Origin of the sequence: Labrenzia sp. CP4, assembly GCF_001579905.1 — a bacterium.
In the GTDB taxonomy this organism is placed as follows: domain Bacteria; phylum Pseudomonadota; class Alphaproteobacteria; order Rhizobiales; family Stappiaceae; genus Roseibium; species Roseibium algicola.
Genome location: NZ_CP011927.1, coordinates 2661581 through 2681781, shown reverse-complemented (window position 1 = coordinate 2681781; position 20201 = coordinate 2661581). Strand labels below are relative to the sequence as shown.

16 protein-coding genes are annotated in these 20201 nt (G+C 59.3%); 1 reads left to right on the top strand and 15 read right to left on the bottom strand.

Features of this window, described 5'->3' with window-relative positions; translation table 11 throughout:
* Positions 1-38: 38 nt before the first annotated feature.
* Both ACP90_RS12450 and ACP90_RS12445 read right to left on the bottom strand, forming a co-directional pair.
* Positions 39-914, bottom strand: coding sequence for a branched-chain amino acid ABC transporter permease (locus ACP90_RS12450; RefSeq protein ID WP_023001132.1), 876 nt, complete (start codon positions 912-914; stop codon positions 39-41).
* An 85-nt stretch (positions 915-999) separates the two neighbouring features.
* The gene (locus ACP90_RS12445) at positions 1000-2187 is read right to left on the bottom strand and encodes an ABC transporter substrate-binding protein (protein WP_062491573.1); all 1188 of its coding nucleotides are present in this window, start codon (positions 2185-2187) and stop codon (positions 1000-1002) included.
* 234 nt (positions 2188-2421) lie between these two features.
* Here ACP90_RS12445 and ACP90_RS12440 point away from each other — a divergent pair, with 234 nt between their 5' ends.
* Positions 2422-2835: a nuclear transport factor 2 family protein gene (locus ACP90_RS12440; RefSeq protein ID WP_055654780.1), complete on the top strand. Its 414-nt coding sequence runs from the start codon at positions 2422-2424 to the stop codon at positions 2833-2835.
* On the opposite strand, the gene ACP90_RS12435 is transcribed toward ACP90_RS12440, so the two are convergent.
* The 13 genes from ACP90_RS12435 to ACP90_RS12375 form a co-directional block, all read right to left on the bottom strand.
* Positions 2832-3521, bottom strand: coding sequence for a GntR family transcriptional regulator (locus ACP90_RS12435; protein WP_023001129.1), 690 nt, complete (start codon positions 3519-3521; stop codon positions 2832-2834). The two genes, ACP90_RS12440 and ACP90_RS12435, sit on opposite strands and share 4 nt — an antisense overlap.
* A 40-nt stretch (positions 3522-3561) precedes the next feature.
* Positions 3562-5106, bottom strand: coding sequence for a siroheme synthase CysG (cysG, locus tag ACP90_RS12430; protein ID WP_082809919.1), 1545 nt, complete (start codon positions 5104-5106; stop codon positions 3562-3564).
* Positions 5081-7762, bottom strand: coding sequence for a nitrate reductase (locus ACP90_RS12425; protein WP_062488518.1), 2682 nt, complete (start codon positions 7760-7762; stop codon positions 5081-5083). The genes cysG and ACP90_RS12425 overlap by 26 nt, the downstream gene beginning before the upstream one ends.
* Positions 7763-7784: 22 nt before the next feature.
* Positions 7785-8234, bottom strand: a complete 450-nt coding sequence (gene cynS, locus ACP90_RS12420) for a cyanase (RefSeq protein ID WP_023001126.1) — start codon at positions 8232-8234, stop codon at positions 7785-7787.
* Positions 8235-8243: 9 nt separating this feature from the next.
* Complete coding sequence (locus ACP90_RS12415) at positions 8244-9977, bottom strand: bifunctional protein-serine/threonine kinase/phosphatase (protein ID WP_062488517.1); 1734 nt, start codon at positions 9975-9977, stop codon at positions 8244-8246.
* Between the two features lie 63 nt (positions 9978-10040).
* A complete protein-coding gene (locus ACP90_RS12410) occupies positions 10041-10886 on the bottom strand; it encodes a formate/nitrite transporter family protein (protein ID WP_062488516.1) in 846 nt (281 codons plus the stop codon).
* A 31-nt stretch (positions 10887-10917) separates the two neighbouring features.
* Complete coding sequence (gene nirD, locus ACP90_RS12405) at positions 10918-11259, bottom strand: nitrite reductase small subunit NirD (protein WP_173013879.1); 342 nt, start codon at positions 11257-11259, stop codon at positions 10918-10920.
* Positions 11256-13709, bottom strand: coding sequence for a nitrite reductase large subunit NirB (gene nirB, locus ACP90_RS12400; protein ID WP_062491569.1), 2454 nt, complete (start codon positions 13707-13709; stop codon positions 11256-11258). The genes nirD and nirB overlap by 4 nt, the downstream gene beginning before the upstream one ends.
* 17 nt (positions 13710-13726) lie before the next feature.
* A complete protein-coding gene (locus ACP90_RS12395; protein WP_062488515.1) occupies positions 13727-15487 on the bottom strand; it encodes a nitrate ABC transporter ATP-binding protein in 1761 nt (586 codons plus the stop codon).
* A gap of 10 nt (positions 15488-15497) precedes the next feature.
* On the bottom strand, positions 15498-16580 hold the full coding sequence (locus ACP90_RS12390; RefSeq protein ID WP_023001120.1) for an ABC transporter permease: 1083 nt from the start codon (positions 16578-16580) through the stop codon (positions 15498-15500).
* A gap of 91 nt (positions 16581-16671) precedes the next feature.
* Positions 16672-18072 carry a CmpA/NrtA family ABC transporter substrate-binding protein gene (locus ACP90_RS12385; protein WP_023001119.1) on the bottom strand — a complete coding sequence of 467 codons (1401 nt, stop codon included), beginning with the start codon at positions 18070-18072 and terminating at the stop codon, positions 16672-16674.
* A 365-nt stretch (positions 18073-18437) separates the two neighbouring features.
* Positions 18438-19547: a CmpA/NrtA family ABC transporter substrate-binding protein gene (locus tag ACP90_RS12380; RefSeq protein ID WP_062488514.1), complete on the bottom strand. Its 1110-nt coding sequence runs from the start codon at positions 19545-19547 to the stop codon at positions 18438-18440.
* Positions 19548-19607: 60 nt separating this feature from the next.
* Positions 19608-20195 (bottom strand): ANTAR domain-containing protein, encoded by a 588-nt coding sequence (locus ACP90_RS12375; RefSeq protein WP_062488513.1) that lies wholly within the window; start codon positions 20193-20195, stop codon positions 19608-19610.
* Positions 20196-20201: the final 6 nt, after the last annotated feature.

Here is a 20201-nt window from a genome sequence, read left to right as displayed (position 1 = left end):
AGAAGAATTCGCTGGTTCAGAAAGGGCACGGCTCTTCCTCAGACTTTCTTTACGGCGGGACGACCGAAGAGACCATCCGGCTTCAATGTCAGTGCAAGGATGATCAGCGCAAAGACAACGATGTAGGTGGAAGATGAGCCCAGGTAGGCCGTAACCAGGGCTTCCGTCACCCCATAGAGAAAGCCTGCCAGCATCACTCCGGCTGCCGATGTCATGCCGCCCAGTATTGCCACTGCGAAGGCCTTGAGCCCAAAGAGCGTTCCCATGTCCGAATGCACGGAAAACAGCGGCGCGATCAAAAGACCGGCACATCCGGCAAGCATCGCCGAAATCGCAAAGGAACCGGACACCATCATGGTTGTGTTGATCCCCATGAGCCGTGCTGCCTGATTGTTCTGGACGACGGCAAGCAGCGCCCTGCCCTGCAAGGTCTTGCGGAACAGGAAGTGCAACGCCAGAGCAACACCGATGGCGGCAATCGGAATAAGCAGTTGCTGCGGATAGATGCCCGTGCCGGCGAACTGCCAGGTGGTCTGCGCCAAAGGCGAAAACAATGTCCGCGGTTCGTTGCCGAAGCTGAAGAGAACGGCGTTATCGAGAAAGATACCGCCCGCGACGGTCGCCATCAGCCAGGCTTCCGAATTGCGTTCCACGAAGGGACGAACCAGAAGTATTTCAACAAGCACACCAAAAAGGCCACAGCAGGCGATCGCAAGCGGATAGGCGATCAGCCAGTTCAAGCCGAGCCGTTCGGTAAAGACAAAGCCCAGAACCGCGCCCAGCATGACAACGCTGCCCTGCGCGAAATTGACGGTGGAAGAAACGGAATAGGTGATCTGAAAGCCGAGCGCGATCAGCCCGTACATGCTTCCAAGGCCAATGCCGGTGACAAGGGCGGCGATCAAGAGGGTCATGGGTGGGTCCTGGCGGGTGAAACTGGATCAGGGCTAATTCAAAGGAAAGAAACCTCCCGCGGGCCTGCCGCGGGAGGTGACATCATCAATCTTCAATCGGGATGATTTCGCCTTCGACGAACTGCGCGAAGACATAGTCTTCAGGCGCGATCGCATCCTGGTCTTCCGGCGAGAACGGGTCGGTGTAGGTCTTAATCAGGCCTTCGATGTTCTCGATGTCGTACATCGCCTGTCGGATAGCCGGACCATCGGTGGAACCGGCCTTCTCGATGGCAGCAGCCAGCAGAAGCATGGCGTCATAGGCATTGGCGATACCGGTTGCGGGTGTCACATCGGCCATGGTCTTGATTTCGGGAAAGCTTTCCTGGAGCTTCGAGAACATGGCCTCGCCCTTCGCATCGCCCTCCCGGAACAGGTAGGTCTGGATGAAGTGGAGCTTCTCGCCGCTCTTGCCGGCCAGTTCCGTGAACCGTCCGCCTGCCGGGCCCCAGTGCGATGCCATGGCAACATCCCAGCCCATCCGGTCGAGTGATTTCACCACCTGTGCGGTCGGGGCAACGTTTGCCACCACAAACAGGCCATCCGCGCCGTTTTCCTTGAGGCGCGTGAGCTGCGGTACGACATCGACGTCATTGGACTCGAACTTCTCGATACCCGCATGCTCCATGCCGCGCTTCTCGAGCGCTTTCAAAAGCCCCTTCTCGTTGGACTCGCCCCATGGGTTGTTGATGAGGATCATGCCCGGTTTCTTGGAGCCGTATTTGGTGACCAGATACTCGGTGATCGCTTCATCGACATATTCATCAACGGCGGAAACGCGGAAGATGTAGTTCTCTTCAGCACCATTCTTGGTGATGCCGGTGCCTGCAGCCCACGGGCCGACAAAAGGCACGTTTGACTGGTTTGCAAAGGGAACGATTGCAAAGGAGACCGGCGTGTCCAGACCGCCGATCAGAGCCGCAACGCCTTCGCGCTGGACAAGCTCACGTGCGGCGACAAGCCCCTTGCCCGGGTTGCTTTCGTCATCGCGGCTTACAAGTTCAAGCGGTTTGCCAAGGACACCGCCCTTCTCGTTGATCTCATCAATCGCGATGGTCAGGCCACGTGTAATTGCCTGTCCGGACTTGGCGGACTGACCGCTTAGCGCGGCAACAAGGCCGATCTTGATTGTATCGGCGGCGAAGGCCGGCAGGCTGGTGGCCAGGGCGAGGCCGACAGCACCTGACATCAGGACGCGGCGTGTCACCTTCGGAAATTTGCAAGCGGATTTCATGAACGGCTCCTCTGGTTTTCCGGACGACACGTCCGAACGCCACATCAAGAGCAAGTCAGATGCCAGTTTACTGATCTCTATACATTTCAATTACTTATCTAATTTCGGCCTTTACAAACCTTCGATGACATCAGAATTTCGCTTAAATTGCATGCAATCTTTGCATACAAAACTTGCATGCAAAAAACCGGACAGGATTTATGCTCCGGAAGGCCATTTTGAAAAGGACGACCCATGCAGGACGAAAACAAGGACACTCTTCCCGAGGAAGCGCAGATCGTCAGGGAATATCTCGACGCTTCCATGAAACCCGATCCGGATCTCGCTGCGACATACGTTGCCGACGATGTGACGATCACGTTTACGGGCGGACGGGTATTCAACCATCCGTCAGGTCCGACCGGCTTTAACGCGAAGCGGTACAACTGGGTGAAGAAGAAGATGGACCGTTTCGACGTTGCCCGCGGGGCGGACGGTGTTGTCGTCTACTCTGTCGGGACGCTTTACGGTGAATGGCCGGACGGAACCGCCTTCGAAGGCAACCGGTATGTCGACCGGTTCGAAGTGCATGACGGCAAGATCACAAAGATGGATGTCTGGAACGACAGCGCGGAGCGAATTCTCACCCGCATGGGCATTGAAGCCTAGTCGTCTCCTCGAACGGCCCGAACGTAAGGTTCCAGGGCATCAAGATAGATGCCTTGCCCCTTGTTTTCGGGCTTGATCAGCGCCCGGTCAGCCACGGCCCCCAGGTGGTGTCGCATGAGATCCCTGGCCCGATCCTCATCGCCCTTGGAAAGAGCATCAATAATTTCCCGGTGCTCCTGGATCCCGCAATCAGTGGAATGCGGCCGTGAGTAAAGCGCCAGCGTCAACCCGCATCTATAGCCGACGTCTTCCACATAGCGGATCAGAACCGGGCTTTCCGTGAGCTGCGCCATGAGAATGTGGAATTCCGTGGCAAGCCGGATGGAGACAGGCTCAGGTCCCTTTTCAGCGGCGATTTCCTTGTCGAGATGCGCATTCAGCGCATCAAGGTGCTTCTGGGAAAATTCAGCGCTCAGCCGGGACACCACGAGGTCTTCGATCTGGCATCGCAGATCAAACAGATCCCGCGCCTCTTCCAGGCTGGGGGTTGCGACAACGGCTCCCCTGTTCCGCCGCAGTTCGACAAGGCCTTCCGCTGCGAGCCGTTCCAGTGCCTGGCGCACGATCGTCCGGCTCGACCCGAAACGCTCACCCAGCGAATCTTCCGGCAATTTCATGCCCGGTAACAGGGCACGCTCAAGGATGGCACTGCGCAGGGCTGCGCAAATTTGTTCGGAACGATTCATCAGTGCTTCGGATCACCAGCTGATTTGCCGCTCAAACAAATCAAATAGCTGCAGATTTGCCAAGTGTCCGAATGCCTCGATTTTCAGCTCCGGCTATTTCCCCTCGCACAGAGAAGACCTGATGGAATTCAAATCCTTCACCTTGCTCGATCTGACGGCCTGTTGCCCGAAAGACCTGCCCCACTCCGATGAGGACCGGACCTTCCAGTCCGAGCAAATCGACACCGCGTTCAAGTTCGTCCAGCGTTCCCGACCAACGCTTTTCGTCGGTGCGGGATATTCCCGAAACGGCAACGACGGGGGTCGCAGCTGACAAGCCTTCGGCAACAAGCCGGTCTCTGATACGGCCGGCCATGCGCGCTCCCATGTAGAAAACGGTCGTGGTGGCCGGGTCGGTGAGCGCAGGCCAATCTACGGTTTCCGGCAAGTCTCCCTTGCGCGAGTGGCCGGTGACAAACCTGACCGACTGAGCATGGTCGCGGTGCGTCAGGGAAACGCCGAGGCGTGCCGCCATGGCAGAAGCCGCTGTGATGCCGGGAACAACGGTTGCCGGGATGCCTTCGGCAGCAAGACGGTCGAGTTCCTCTCCGCCACGGCCGAAGATCATCGGATCTCCGCATTTGAGCCGCACTACGTGTTTGCCCTGTTGTGCCAGCAAAACCATCATGTCGTTGATGTCTTCCTGGCGGCAACTTTCCCGGCCACCTCTTTTTCCGACCAGCATCCGCCTGGCTTCTCGACGCGCAAGTTCGAGAACCGCGTCATCGACCAGATCATCGAAGAGAATGACATCAGCCGATTGCAGCGCACGCACGGCTTTCAGTGTCAGGTATTCGGCATCGCCCGGCCCTGCACCCACAAGGGTGACTTTGCCTGCGGCAGACGTCCTTGCATCCTCCAGAAGTGCTTCGGCGAGATGGTCTTCCTCTTCAGGCGCCGAACTGCCCGAGAAGGCAAGATCGGAGATCCGCTCCCAGAACCGGCGCCGCTGTGCCCCTGCGTCCAGCAGGGAAAGCGTCTTTTCCCGCAAACGGCTTGCCAGCTGCGCCCATCCTTGCAGACTTTCAGGCATCAGCGTCTCGATCCGCCGTCGGATCGCCTGGCCAAGGATCGGCGCGACCCCATTGGTCGAGATTCCGATCACGACCGGTGACCGGTTGACGATGGACCCAAACTGGAAGTCGCAATAGGCGGGGTTGTCGATCACATTGACCGGAACTCGCATGCGTCGCGCGGCCAAAACAAACGCTGCGGCTTCTTCGTCACTCTCTGCATTGGCAATCGCAAGGGCTGCGCCCTCGAAGTCTTGCTGCGACCAGCAGGACCGGTGATGTATGAAACGCCCCTTGATGCTGCCGGCCACAAGAAGTGCCTCGAAAGCCGGCTCCAGCTCCTGTGCATGAACATGCACGTCTGCCCCGGCAGCAGCCAGCAGCTCCGCCTTCCAGGCGGCAGCTTCCGTGCCACCTGCCAGCAGGACTTTTCTTCCTTCAAGCGGAAAGAACAGCGGCAGGCTGGCAAGAGCCCCCACGCGTGCCGGACGGCTCCGGCGCTTGACCTCAGCTGGCTTGCGCAATGTCGGCATCATCGAGGCTTTCCTTTGCAATTTCATCGAGAAGCGTCTGGATTTCCGAGCGGCAGGAGCCGCAATTTGTGCCGGCTTTCAGTGTTTCACCGATTGCACCGACACTCGTCGCACCGCAGCGTGCGGCTTCGGCAATCTGGTTGCAGCCGATCTGGAAGCAGGAGCACACAAGCGCTCCCGGATCCGGCCTGTCTGCCGGCACGCGTCCGGCAAGAACCCGTGCCCGCTCCTGCGGCGAAACGGGCCCCTCACCCAGCAGCCCGCAAGCCCATTGGCGCGAGACTTCCACCGGGGATGCGGAAAAGAAGAACGCTGCCTGCAGCACATCGTCCCGCCACTCAGCCAAACGTCTCCAGCCAGCGGCACCGTCAGATATATCGGTCGTCTCGTTGCTGGACGAGGTCAACGCAGCTGCGATTTCCGCGAAATCCGCATCGGCTTTCGCCGCGAACTCAAGCCGGTAACCGCCAGGAACAGGAGCAAGGGCCCAATAATCGGCAGCGATCTTCTCCGGTCGCTGGCGCAAGACGGCAAAACCGAACCAGGCCATTTTCGCTTTTGCCACCGCCACAGGCGTGAACTTGGATCCTGGCTGTCCGGAATGGGGGTCTGTCTCAGGCGCCATGACCGCATCGATGCGGGCTTTCGATGCAAGCTGGTCGGTCCAATGCATCGGCACGAAGACTTCTCCCGGGACGACCCGGTCTGTCAGCAGCGCCCGCACCACCACGGCCCCATAAGAGCTTTTGACCGTCACCAGATCTGCCGGGTCGATCCCGAGCTTTTCGGCATCGATCGGGTTGAGTTCGGCAAAAGGTTCGGCAAAATGCGCGGTCAGGCGCGGCGTCTTGCCGGTGCGCGTCATGGTGTGCCACTGATCGCGGATCCGGCCCGTGTTCAGGGAGAACGGATAGCGGCGCTCTGTTTGCCGCGGAGCCTTGAAAACGACAGGCACGAACTGCCCCTTGCCGCTTTCGGTGAAAAATCCTCCGCCAGCAAAGAACCTCGTATCAGCCGGTAGCATCCCCGCCGGTTGCGGCCACTGAAAGGGCTCCAGGGCATCGAAAGCGGCATTGGTCACGTCCCGATAAGCGCCGATATCGAAATCCCGGCTGCCTTCATTCCGATACCCAGAGAGTGCTGCATGCTCACGGAAAATCGCCGCTGGCCCTTCAAAGGAAAAGGCCCCGGCAAAGCCCATGCGCCTTGCGACTTCGCTCAGGTGCCACCAGTCGGGGCGAACCTCACCGGGAAGCTCCAGGAAGGCGCGCTGTCTTGAGATCCGGCGCTCGGAGTTGGTAACCGTACCGTCTTTTTCACCCCATGCGGCTGCAGGCAGCAACACGTTCGCATAGGGAACCGTGTCGGCTGCCCGCGTTACTTCCGAAACGACAACAAAGGGGCATGTTTCAAGGGCTTCTGCCACGCCATCTGCATCCGGCAGACTGTCTACCGGGCTTGTTGCCATGATCCAGAGCGCCTTGATCCGGCCTTCCCGCACGGCCTTGAAAAGCTCAACGGCTTTCAAGCCGGACCTATCAGCCACGACCGGGCTTTGCCAGAAGTCCTGCACGATCCCGCGGTGCTCGGCATTTTCCAAAGCCATGTGGCCGGCGAGCATATTGGCCAGTCCACCGACTTCCCGGCCGCCCATGGCGTTCGGCTGACCCGTGACGGAAAAAGGGCCCATGCCGGGCTTTCCAATCCGTCCAGTTGCCAGATGTGTGTTGACGATGGAATTGACCTTGTCAGTCCCGACGACTGACTGGTTGACACCCTGACTATAGACGGTGACCGTCTTTTCCGTCCGGGCAAACATCTTGTAGAAGAGTGCGATATCCTGACGTGACAGGCCGGTCTTTTCGGCTATCTGGCCGATTTCGCAGGGTCCTGCAGCCTCAACTGCCTTCTCAAGTCCTTGAGTGAAGCGATTGACATAGCTGTCATTCACGACAAACGCTTCCGCCAGAAAGGCGAGCAGCCCGTTAAAGAGGGCAACGTCCGTATCAGGTTTCAATTGCAGGTGCAGATCGGCGATGGCGCAGGTCGCTGTCTTGCGCGGGTCCACTACGACCACCCGCAACGCCGGGTTTGCAGCCTTGGCCGCTTCGAGACGCTGGAACAGGACCGGATGACACCAGGCGAGATTGGAGCCGACCAGCACAACAAGGTCTGCCAGTTCAAGATCTTCATAGGTTCCCGGAACCGTGTCCGAGCCGAATGCCCTCCGGTGCCCGGCAACCGAAGATGCCATGCAAAGGCGGGAATTGGTGTCGATATTCGCCGAACCGATGAACCCTTTCATCAGTTTGTTGGCGACGTAATAGTCTTCGGTCAGGATCTGGCCGGACACATAAAACGCAACGCTATCTGGTCCATGTTCCCGAATGGCATCCTGAAAGTTGCGCGCGACAAGATCGAGCGCGTCATTCCAGTTGGCGCGTTCGCCGTCGATTTCCGGATAGAGCAGTCTGTCATCCAGCGAAAGCGTTTCTCCAAGGGCCGAACCCTTGGAACACAGCCGGCCGAAATTGGATGGGTGCTTGGGGTCACCTGCAACAGTCACCGTCCCGTCCGGGTGCCGGGTCGCGAGGACGCCGCAGCCGACACCGCAATAGGGACAGGTGGTCCGGATTGTTTTTTCTTGTTCGGTCATGCCATCAATCCCGGTTGTTGATTTACCAGGCGTTGTAGCCAAGGTATTTGCCCGACATCTCGATCTTCACCCGGTCTCCCTTGGGGTTCTCAACACGGGTTACCGACATGTCGAAATCGATGGCCGACATGATGCCGTCGCCGAATTTCTCATGGATCAAAGCCTTGATTGTCGGGCCGTAGACACCGACGATCTCATAAAGACGGTAGATGCACGGATCCGTCGGCACGGTCTGCGACCAGATCTTTGTTGGGCTCTCCTGCAGTACCAGCGCCGCTTCCTGCGGCAGACCGAGTGTCTCCGTGATTGCCTTTGCCTTGTCTTCCGGCATGGCGTTCATGCCCATGGCCGCCGAATGGGTCCAGACAGGCGACATGCCGATCGCTTCGGCAATGCCTTCCCATGTGAGCCCCGCCTGGCGCTTCGCCGACAGGATCATGCTGGTAACGTCTTCACGGGTAAGAGCGGTCATGAAAATCTCCTATGAATTGCCGAAGAGTTGAAACAAGAGGATGGCGCAGAGCACCGCGAGAACAGCAGAGACGATCTGCCAGAAGCGGACCGGATCCCGTTCCGCCAGAGGGACAAAACGATCTGAACTGAAGGCCGGGTTCGGGCGACGAAGATCTTCCAGTAAGGCGCTCAGCGCTTCGTAGCGCTTGCCCGGCACAGGATGAACCGAGCGACAAAGCGCACCATCGACCCAGTCCGGAACACGTTCCGTGACAGCTGTCGCACTGCGATAGCGCAGGGCAGCCTGTGCCCGCTCACTCGTTGCCCTGGCAACGGCCGCACCATAGGGCAAACGCCCGGTCAGCATTTCATAGGCGATCACACCGAGCGAAAACTGGTCGCTGTACTCAGTCCCGAGGTAGCCGAGAAACACCTCTGGCGCGGTATATTGGTGGGTGCCGAGGATCTCCCCCTTGTCGAGCGAAGGAGCGGCTTCCATCACGCCGGCGATCCGCACCGACCCGAAATCGATTATTTTTACCGTGCCGGACGTGTCGATCATGATGTTTTCCGGCCGCAGGTCCTGATGGACCATTTCCTTGCGGTGGAAGGCCATCAATCCCCTGGCCACCTGCTCCAGAAGCCCGCGCACGGTCTCAAGGCTGGGGTGAGGATTGTCGATCATCCACTGGCGAAGCGTCTGGCCTTCGACAAATTCCGATGCCAGAAAAAGCGTCTGACGGCCCTGCGGATAGGTGGAAGCCTTCAACACATGCGGCGATGAAATCCGGCGTGCAACCCACTCCTCCAGCGCGAACCGGCGCAGATAGTCTTCCTCTCCGCGCAAATCGAGCGACGGAAACTTGAGCGCCACCGGTTCGCCGGTTTCTTCATTTTCCGCCAGATAGATGTGGCTGCGGCTGGTGGCGTGCAGGCCGCGCATCAAACGGAACCCCTCATGGGTGCCAGGCACCTTCGGCAGCGGCGCCGGTGGCAAGGTGCCTTCCCCGTTCAGGAGATCATCTGCACCGGGTTCCGCGATGTCGATCACCCGCACGATCTGAACGGTCAGATTATCGTTGCTGCCTGCAGCCAGCGCCTTTTCGACAAGTGTCCTGGCTGTCTGATCGAGAGCTTCGCCAGCCAGCAAGGCGTCGGCCATATCCTTAGCCCGCAAGAAACCATGGACACCATCCGTTGTGAGGACAAACAGATCGCCCGGACGAAGATCGAACACGGCATAATCGATATCGACAGATTGCCCGACCCCCAGAGCCCTGCCGAGATAACTCTCCTGTTCGGAAATCCGGACAGTGTGGTCTTCCGTCAGCTGTTCCAGGCTCTGGCCGGAAAGACGCCAGATGCGGCTGTCACCGACATGGAAGAGATGCGCCTTACGCCCCTTCAGCACCAGGGCAGAAAAGGTGCAGACATGGCCCCTGTCGAGATCGTCGACCTGTTTCGTCTGGCTGAAAAGCCAGGAATTGGCGGCAGAGATCACCCGGACGGCAGAGGTCTTCACTGTCCAGGCTTCAGAGGTGCAATAGTAATCGGAGAGAAAGGATTTGACGGCCGTTTCTGCTGCGACATGCGCAACCGGACTGGAGGAAATGCCGTCCGCGACAGCAAGTGCGATGCCCTTGTGCACCAGGGCCGGGCCGTCCGGCACCATGGCGCCATGAAAGTCCTGGTTCAGGGCTTTCCGTCCGGCAGACGAATACTGGCCGGTTTCGACGCTCAAGGTGGTATGGCGGACTTGCATCAGCACGGGAAAAGGCTCCTCGGGAAAAGACGCTCCGCCGCCAGTGACGGCGGAGCTTCACACTTATTCGGCAGGCGCTGCGACCGGCGCCTTTTCGTAGCCTGCCTTGCGGGATGGCGACGTCTTGTAGTGGGTGGCGTAGATCATGCCGCCGACGAAGGTCAGCCCGCCGACCAGATTGCCGACAACAACCGGAATTTCGTTGTAGGCAAAGTAGTCGAACCAGGTGAAATTGCCGCCGAGCATGATGCCCGAGGGGAACAGGAACATGTTCACGATGGAGTGCTCGAAGCCGAGATAGAAGAACACCAGGATCGGCATCCACATCGCCATGATCTTGCCGGAAACAGAGTTCGACATCATCGCGGCCACGACACCGGTCGAAACCATCCAGTTGCACATCACTGCGCGAATGAAGACCGTCAGCAGCCCCGCCCAGCCGGCGGCGGCATAGCCGAGCGTCCGGGTTTCACCGATCTGGCCAATCTTCTGGCCGACGGCGTTCGGCTCCTGGCTGAAACCCATGGTGAAGATGATCGCCATGAACACCGCCGTCGTCAGGGCTCCTGCAAAGTTGCCGGCAAAGACCAGACCCCAGTTCCGGAACACACCGCCCCAGGTGCAGCCCGGACGTTTAGCGATCACGGCCAGCGGCGCCAGCGTGAACACGCCCGTCAGAAGGTCGAAGCCCAGCAGATAGAGCATGCAGAAGCCGACCGGGAACAGGATCGAGGCGACCAGGAAATTGCCGGTATTGACGGCGATGGTCACGGCGAAGGCGGCTGCAAGGGCAAGGATGGCGCCTGCCATATAGGCCCGGATGAGCGTGTCCTTTGTGGACATGAAGATCTTCGCTTCACCGGCGTCGATCATCTTGGTGGCAAATTCCTGTGGCGTTACATATGACATCTGAATTCCTTTCGCGAGAGTGCTCGGCCGGTCAGACGGCTTCGTGGGAATAGGAAAGGTCGATAAGGATCCGGCCGTCCTCCAGCCGGACGGGGAAAGCTGCCGTGCGGCCTTCGTCAGCTCCTTGCGCGGCTCCCGTTTCCAGGGAGATCACCCAGTTGTGCAACGGGCAGGTCACACATCCGTCATGCACAATGCCCTGACTGAGAGGCCCGTTCTTGTGCGGGCACTTGTCTTCCAGCGCAAAGACGTCGTCCTTGGCGGTGCGGAAGATGGCGATGGTCATGTCGCCATTCTTCACGCACCGCGCTCCCTCCCTGGGAATGTCTTCAAGGGTGCCGATATGGACCCAGTTACGGATGTCGGCAGTCATTCGGCAGCCTCCTTCGTCAGAACAGCCATCGGCTTGAATTCATGCTTGTCCTTGCCGGAGACACGCTCCGACCATGGGTCGACCTGGGCGAATTTCTGGGAGAAGACGAAACGGTCGAAATACGCCATGCGCATCGGCTCATCGTCCATAATCTGGCGACGGATCTCATCCAGACCTATGCGTTTCGCCCACTTGTAGATCCGCTCCAGGTAGTGGCCCTGCTCGCGGTACATCTGGGTGAGCGCAGCAACATGCTCGATCGCCTCCTCCTCGGTCTTGACCAGGCCCAGAACTTCCGTGCCCTTGATGTCGAGACCGGCAGCTCCGGCGAAGTGAATCTCGTAACCGCTGTCGACGCAGATGATGCCGATATCCTTGCAAGTTGCTTCCGCGCAGTTTCGCGGGCAGCCGGAAACCGCCATCTTCAACTTCGCCGGGGTCCATGAGCCCCACATGAACTTTTCCAGCTTGATGCCGAGACCGGTGGAATCCTGCGTGCCGAACCGGCACCAGTCCGTTCCGACGCAGGTCTTCACCGTTCTCAGACCCTTGGCGTAGGCCTGCCCGGAAACGAACCCGGCCTTGCCGAGGTCCGCCCAGACTGCCGGCAGGTCTTCCTTCCTGATGCCAAGCATGTCGATGCGCTGGCCACCGGTGCATTTCACCGCCGGAATGTTGAACTTGTCGACCACATCGGCAATCGCCCGCAGTTCCTTGGACGAGGTCATCCCGCCCCACATGCGCGGGACCACCGAATAGGTGCCGTCCTTCTGGATGTTGGCGTGGACACGCTCGTTGATGAAACGGGACTGGTAATCATCCGCATATTCATCCGGCCAGTCGGAGACCAGATAGTAGTTGAGTGCCGGGCGGCACTTGGCACAGCCGCCGGAGGTGGTCCATTCGAGTTGCTGCATCACTGCCGGAATGGATTTCAGCTCCTTGGACTTGATCAGGCGGCGGACCTCGTCATGGCCCAGGTGCGTGCAACCACACATCGGCCTCACGGCCGCCGGGTTATAGGCATCGCCCAAGGTCACCTGCATCAGTTGCTCGACCAGCCCAGTGCAGGTACCGCAGGAGTTCGAGGCCTTTGTGTGGGCCCGAACACCGTCCAGGGTCGTCAGACCCTTCTCCTTGATCGTCGTAACGATCTTGCCCTTGCATACGCCGTTGCAGCCGCAGATTTCCGCATCATCCGGCAAGGCTGCAACGGCCGCCGTAGGGTCCAGCGGGGCCCCTCCCTGGTAAGCCTGGCCAAAGATCAGCGTCTCGCGCATGTCCGAGACGTCGGTACCTTTTTTGAGGAGGTCGAAGAACCACGGACCATCGGAGGTCTCACCGTAAAGGACGGCACCGACGATCTTGTTGTCTTTCAGGACGATGCGTTTATAGACGCCGGCCGACGCATCACGCAGCACGATCTCTTCCCGGTCGTCGCCTTCGGAAAAATCGCCTGCCGAATAGAGATCGACACCTGTCACCTTGAGCTTCGTCGCGGTGACCGAGCCCGTGTATTCGGAAGAAGCGCCAAGCAGATTGTCGGCAATCACACCCGCCATTTCATAAAGCGGCGCGACAAGCCCGTAACACATGCCACGGTGTTCGACGCATTCCCCGAGCGAGAAGATGTCCGCATCGCTGGTGCGCATGTCATCGCCAACCAGCACACCGCGATTGACGTCCAGCCCGACCTCCCTGGCAAGGTCGGCCGACGGGCGGATGCCCACGGCCATGACGATGATCGAGGCTTCGATCTCGGTGCCGTCGTCAAGGCGGATGCCCCTCACCTTGCCTGCATCATCACCCAGGATTTCATGACTGTTTGCCTTTGTGCGCACGTCGATGCCGCGGCGTTTGAATTCGGCTTCGAGCAGGAACCCCGCAGCCGGGTCGAGCTGGCGCTCCATCAGGGTCGGCATCAGGTGCAGAACGGTTACGTCCATGCCCTGCATCTTGAGACCGGCTGCCGCTTCAAGACCCAGGAGCCCACCGCCGATGACGACGGCACGTCCGCCCCGTTTGGCGGCATCCAGCATCTTTTCCACATCGTCCAGATCACGATAGGTCAGAACCCCGTCCAGGTCCTTGCCAGGAAGCGGAATGATGAAGGGGGAAGATCCCGTGGCGATCACCAGCTTGTCGTACTTGGCGGTGACGCCGTTTTCCGAGGTCACCGTTTTGGCGTCCCGGTCGATCTCGGCAACCCGGGCTCCCTTGTGAAGCGTCACGCCATGTTCGGCATACCAGTCGTCGCCATGGGTGATGATGTCCTCGTATGACTTCTCGCCTGACAGTACGGGCGACAGCATCAGCCTGTTGTAGTTGACCCGCGGCTCTGCATTGAAAATGGTGACGTCATAAGCATCCCTGTCTTTTTCGAACAGGTTTTCGAGCATCCGCCCGGGTGCCATGCCGTTGCCGACGATGACAAGTTTCTGTTTTGTCATGGCTTTTCTCCAGACTTTCATTCGGCTGCTTCGGCTGCCGCGGTTTGACGGGCCATCCGTGCGGCCCGCTTTTCCTGAATGGATTTCAACTGGTCTTCGCTCGGGTCCGCGCCGCCCTCATAGGCTTCCAGGAAGTCCAGAAGCTCCTCGCGGTAGGCGTAGTAATCCGGGTGGGCGAGCAGCTCCTTGCGCGACCTCGGCCGTGGCAGGTCCACTTCCATGATGTTGCCGATGCGGGCATTGGGCCCGTTCGACATCATCACCACCCGGTCGGCGAGCAGGATGGCCTCATCGACATCATGCGTGACGCAGACAGCCGTCACCTGGGTGCGTTTCCAGACATCCATCAGGACATCCTGCAGCTCCCACCGGGTCAGGCTGTCGAGCATGCCGAAGGGTTCGTCCAGCAGCAGGAGCTTCGGCGACAAGGCAAAGGCCCGTGCAATGCCGACGCGTTGCTTCATGCCGTTGGAAAGCTCCGAAGCAGCCTTTTGCATGGCGTCCGACAGACCGACCTTGCCGAGGTAGTATTCAATCACGTCCCGCTTTTCGGCCCTGGACGCATCCGGATAGACCTTGTCGACCCCAAGCTCGACATTCTCGTATGCTGTCAGCCACGGCATCAGGCTCGGCGCCTGGAAAACGACGGCACGGTCCGGACCGGCCTGCGTCACATGAGTGCCGTCCAAGACGATGGCACCTTCGGTGATCTTGTTGAGACCGGCCACCATGGACAGGACAGTCGACTTTCCGCATCCGGAATGGCCGATCAGGGTGATGAACTCGCCCTTCTTCATTTTCAGATCGAAACCGTCGACAACCGTCAGCGGCCCCTTCGGCGTCGGGTAGACCTTCTTCAGTTGAGAGAAGTCGAGATAACGGTCCTGAACCGCGGATTCCGATGCTCGCTCATAGGCCGCCGGAAGCTTGTCGGCAGGCTTCGGACGCTGGGTAATCGGAACGATGTCCGGCAGAACGATTTCCCGTTCCAGATCAGCGCCACGCTCGGCACCAGCCTCCATCAGGTATTCGGTGACTTCGGCACGCAGGCGAATGAAGTCGTCATCGTGATTGAGTTCACCGCGATCGCGCGGCCGCTGAAACGGCACCTTGAACTCCGGACCGAGCGTTGCCGGTGTGCCGGGCTTCAGGGGAATGATCCGGTCTGCGAGAAGGATTGCCTCATCGACATCGTTTGTGATGAGAATGATGGTCTTCTTCTCTTCGTCGCAGATCGCGGCGAATTCGTCCTGCAGCTTCGCGCGGGTCAAGGCATCAAGAGCGGACAGCGGCTCATCCAGCAACAGAAGCTCAGGCTGCATGGCGAGTGCCCGTGCCACGGCAACGCGCTGACGCATGCCACCGGAAAGTTCCGACGGCTTGCGGTCCCTGGCATGCCCCAGACCGACCATCTCGATGTACTTGTCGCAGATCGCCTTGCGCTCAGCCGCGCTCTTCTTCTTGAAAACGCTGTCGACGGCCAGCGCCACATTGCCGAACACCGACAACCACGGCATCAGTGAATAGGACTGGAACACGACGCCCCGATCCTGGTGCGGCCCGTCAATTTCCTTGTTCTTGAAGATGATGCCGCCCTTGTCCGGCTCGATGAGACCGGCCAGCAGGGAGATCAGCGTGGTCTTGCCGGTGCCGGAAAACCCGACGATGGCAATGAACTCGCCCTCTTCCACTTTCAAATTGATATCGTCCAGCACATCCGTCCGGGTGGCATTTTCGCCATAGGATTTGGAGACGCCGGAAATTTCCAGAAAGGACATATCCGTCTCCTTAGCGATTGGCCGAGAATGTGAAGGCGCGCTGCAGGGCAAACATCAGCCGGTCGAGCATGAAGCCGATGATGCCGATGGTCAGGACTGCGACCATGATCTTTGCGAGCGACTGGGAAGAACCGTTCTGGAATTCGTCCCAGACGAATTTTCCAAGCCCCGGGTTTTGCGCCAGCATTTCCGCCGCAATAAGCACCATCCAGCCCACACCCAGCGACAGGCGCAGCCCGGTGAAGATCAGCGGCAGAGAGGACGGCAGAACCAGCTTGGTAACGGTCTTCCAGGTCGGCAGCTGCAGAACACGGCCGACATTCATCAGGTCCTTGTCGACCGAGGCCACACCCAGCGCGGTGTTGATCAGGGTCGGCCACATGGAGCAGAGCGTCACGGTGACGGCGGAGATCAGCAGGGATTTAGACAGCCAGTCGACAGGATCGGCATAGGTTGCCGAAACAATCATCGTGACGATCGGCAACCATGCCAGCGGCGACACCGGCTTGAAGATCTGGATCAGCGGATTGATTGCGCCGTTGAAGGAGCGCGACAGACCGGAGGCGATGCCAAGCGGCACGGCAATCAGCGTTGCGATCAGGAAGCCGAGGCCGACGGTTTTCAGCGAGGTGCCGATCTGGTCGATATAGGTCGGCTTGCCGGTATAATCGCGCCACTTGATCTTGTCGGTCTTGCCTTCGGCTTCGTATTTGGCGTTGCGTTGTTCCTGGCGATCGTAGAAGGCAGCGGCCTTGTCCCGCTCGCGCTCATGATCGTCCCAGAGGTTGACCGCCTGGCTCCAGACGGCCGCCGGCCCGGGAACTGCGCCCAGGGATGTCTGCACCTGGGGCGCCAGCGCTCCCCAGAGGACGAGAAAGGCGATGATGCCCAGGAGAGGAATTACGAGAACGCGTTTGAGTTCTCCCAGCTGCTCCTTAGGGCTGTCGCCTGCGGCAATTTTCAGGAGCGGCACGGTCCAGGAAAGGCCGAGCGCATCCAGCCAGCCGGCGGCCTTGTTGATCCGTGTGAAGAGCTTTTCCCGGCGTGCGGCACGGGCAAGGTCCTGACTGCCTGCGGTATCGGCATTGGCCATGTCGTCAATCCTTGTTCGAATTCTGTCGGTTCGTGTCGAATGAGAAAAACGAGCGGCGGGGCTGCAGACCGCCGCTCAAGTTTGGGGAAGATCAGCCGCCCACGACCTGGTTGCCGTCGACCACCTGCTTGCCTTTCAGGCCGATCGGAAGGCTGTCGATGTAGGCGTTCGGCTGCTTGCCGTCGTAGGGAATGCCGTCGATGATGTCCGCCGACGGGGTCGGAGCGCGGTAGCCGTCCGTTTCCCAGGGGAAGTCTTCCTTGGCCACATGCCCTTCCTCGACCAGCATTTCTGCGGCTTTCAGATAGATGTCCGGGCGATAGACCGACCGCGCGACTTCGTCGTACCAGCTGTCGGGTTTGTACTCGGAAATCTGCCCCCAGCGGCGCATCTGGGTCAGGTACCAGACGGCGTCGGAATAGTAGGGATAGGTGGCGAAGTAGCGGTAGAAGACGTTGAAGTCGGGAACGTCTCGCTTGTCGCCCTTCTCATATTCGAAGGTGCCGGTCATGGAGTTGGCAATCACTTCAGCGTCCGCACCGACATACTCCGAGCGGGACAGGATCTCGACGGCTTCCATACGATTGGCATTGTCGTTCTCGTCCAGCCACTTGGCCGCGCGGATCAACGCCTTGGTAAGCGCAAGCGTGGTGTTCGGATATTCTTCGGTAAATTCCTGCGTCAGACCGAAGACCTTCTCCGGATTGTTCTTCCAGATCTCGTAATCGGTGATGACCGGAACACCGATGCCCTTGAAGACTGCCTGCTGGTTCCAGGGTTCGCCGACGCAATAGCCATAGATGGTGCCGGCTTCCAGCGTCGAAGGCATCTGCGGAGGCGGAGTGACCGACAGCAGAGCGTCTGCCTGGATCTGGCCGGAGATATCCGAACTGGAATAGAAGCCCGGGTTGATATCACCGGATGCCAGCCAGTAGCGCAGTTCGTAGTTATGGGTGGAGACGGGGAAGACCATGCCCATGTTGAAGGGCTTGCCTTCGGACTTGAACTTGTCGACGACCGGCTTCAAGGCGGTTGCCTTGATCGGGTGAACCGGCTTGCCGTCGTCCTGCATCTCCAGGTGCGGCTTCATCATCTCGAAGATCTCGTTGGAAACGGTGATGCCGTTGCCGTTGAGGTCCATGGAGAACGGCGTCACGATGTGTGCCTTCGTGCCGAAACCGATGGTGGCCGCCAGCGGTTGTCCGGCCAGCATGTGCGCCCCATCCAGTTCGCCCGTGATGACCCGGTCGAGCAGAACCTTCCAGTTGGCCTGCGGCTCCAGGGTTACGAAAAGGCCTTCTTCCTCGAAATAGCCGAGCTCATAGGCAACCGCGAGCGGAGCCATGTCCGTCAGCTTGATGAAGCCGAAGGTGAGTTCGTCCTTTTCGACATCCAGCATCTCGGCATAGGCGCTGGATGCGGACACAAGTGCCGTGGCTGCCATCAGGGCGCCAAATGCGGTCCGGCGGGTGATATTCAGGGTCTTTTTCATTGTCGCGTCCTGTCCCTCGTTCGTCCTGCGCCCTCTTCAGCCGGGCACAGGAGCAATAAAAAAGCCGCCGACCGAACCGCATGACGGGAGGAATTCCCATGCGGTTCAGATCGGCGGCTTTGCCTGTGCACCCGGCAGTGGGTGCGATATCTGGTAGGCCAGCGTCGGCCTCACCTGCTTAAAAGCACGAACTGTGCCAATTTGGAGAAATTGGCTTTTCTCTTTATTTACAGATACTTACTCTTTGTGAAAATTTTGACCATATGCTCAAGCTGCATATTTGATCATCGAAGCTTGCAGGCAACTGAACGAATTTTGTGCAACGCAACCAGACTGCCCCGGCGCAAGGCGAGCTGTCTCGGACGTCAAAAACGGGCGCCGTCAAACATTTCTATGGTCATGTCTGTCGCTTCTCCGATCAGCTCCAGAGCCTCCAGATAGGCGGTCGGAGAAAAGACCTTTTCAACTTCGCTTTCCGCCTCTCGCGAACGCTCCACCTGCCCCCAGCGAACCATCTGCTCGTAGAACCATTTGCCGTGAACCGGCATTGGCGCCGCCTTGAGCCCACCCGAGAAGGTCAGGAAGTCCGGAACGTTCTTCACCGAGACCGGGCCCAGCCTGATGCGGCCCGATAGCGCTGCAAGGCAGATTTCAGCGGGGCAAGCCAGAAGGTCCGGCCTTGCGAGCATGTCGGCCAGCTCGGCATTGTTCTTCGGATCGGCACACCAGTCGGCGGCTGCCGAAAAGGCACGCATCAGTGCGGCCAGCGTTTCCGGGTTGGCTTCGGCCCATTTGCGCGTCACGCCCAGCACTTTTTCCGGACTGTCCGGCCAGATGGCCTGTTTGTAGGTTGCAATGCGCCCCGTTCCCGCGTCGACCGCAGCCGTGTTCCAGGGCTCGCCAACGCAATATCCATCGAGCTGGCCGGCGGCCAGGGCATCCGCCATGACCTGCGGCGCCAGTACGGTAATCTCGACATCCCGGTCCGGATCAATTCCGGCGGCGGCGAGCCAATAGCGCAATTCATAGGCATGGCCTGAAAACGGGTGCACGACCCCGAAATGAAGCAGCGGCGCATCCGCCTCCTGCTGGTTGGCAATCACCCGCGCGAGCGCCGCACCGGTCGACGTCGGATCGCCTTCCGGATCGGCTCCGACAGCCGACATGTCTGCCCAGAGTGCGTTGGAAACCGTAATTGCGTTGCCACCTAGCCCCAGAAGCATGGGCGCCAGCATGGGCACGGCAAGACTGGTCAGGTTGAGGCTGGATGCAATCGGCATCGGAGCGAGCATATGGGCCACGTCGAAATGACCGACGGAAATCCTGTCTCGAATATTGGCCCAGGATGTTTCGCGGATCAGCTTCAGCGCGATGCCTTCCTGCTCGGCAAAACCGAGTTCGGCAGCCGCCACGACAACGGCACTGTCCAGAAGCGGAATAAATCCGGCAATGACAGGCTTCAAGTTCGTATCCATGATCCTCCAGTCCCCTGGTTGGCCGCTTCTCCCCACTCGGTGTTTTTTGTTGTCATCGCGTCAGTCTCCCAGAAGTCCGCTGGCGATCACCAGGCTCTGCGCCACATCAATGATCTTCCGGCTCTGGTTCATGGCCGTACGGCGCAACAGGTCATAGGCTTCCTGCTCGCTGAGTCCCTTCGACTTCATCAGGATGCCCTTGGCCCGATCGATGGTTTTCCGGTCTGCAAGTTCAGAGCGCATTTCCTCCAGCTCCTCTGTCAGCCTGGAAAACGCGCGAAAGCGGCTGATCGCCATATCAAGGATCGATTTGACCCGCTCCCGCTTGAGCCCGTCGACGATATAGGCCGACACCCCCGCATCGACGGCGGCCTCGATGGAATGGCTGTCCGACTTGTCGACGAACATGGCAATCGGTCGTCGCACCGCACGCGACACCTGAAACATGTGTTCCAACTGGTCGCGATTCGGGTTTTCCAGATCGATGACAATCACATCCGGATTGATGTCGGCGATCTGACGAACCAGTCCTTCCATCTGGTGAACAAGAATGACCTTATCGTGCCCGGCATCGCGCAATCCCTGCTCGATGATCGAGGCACGGATCTTGTTGTCATCTATAACCAGAATGGAAAGCCCGCCGCTCATGCCGCC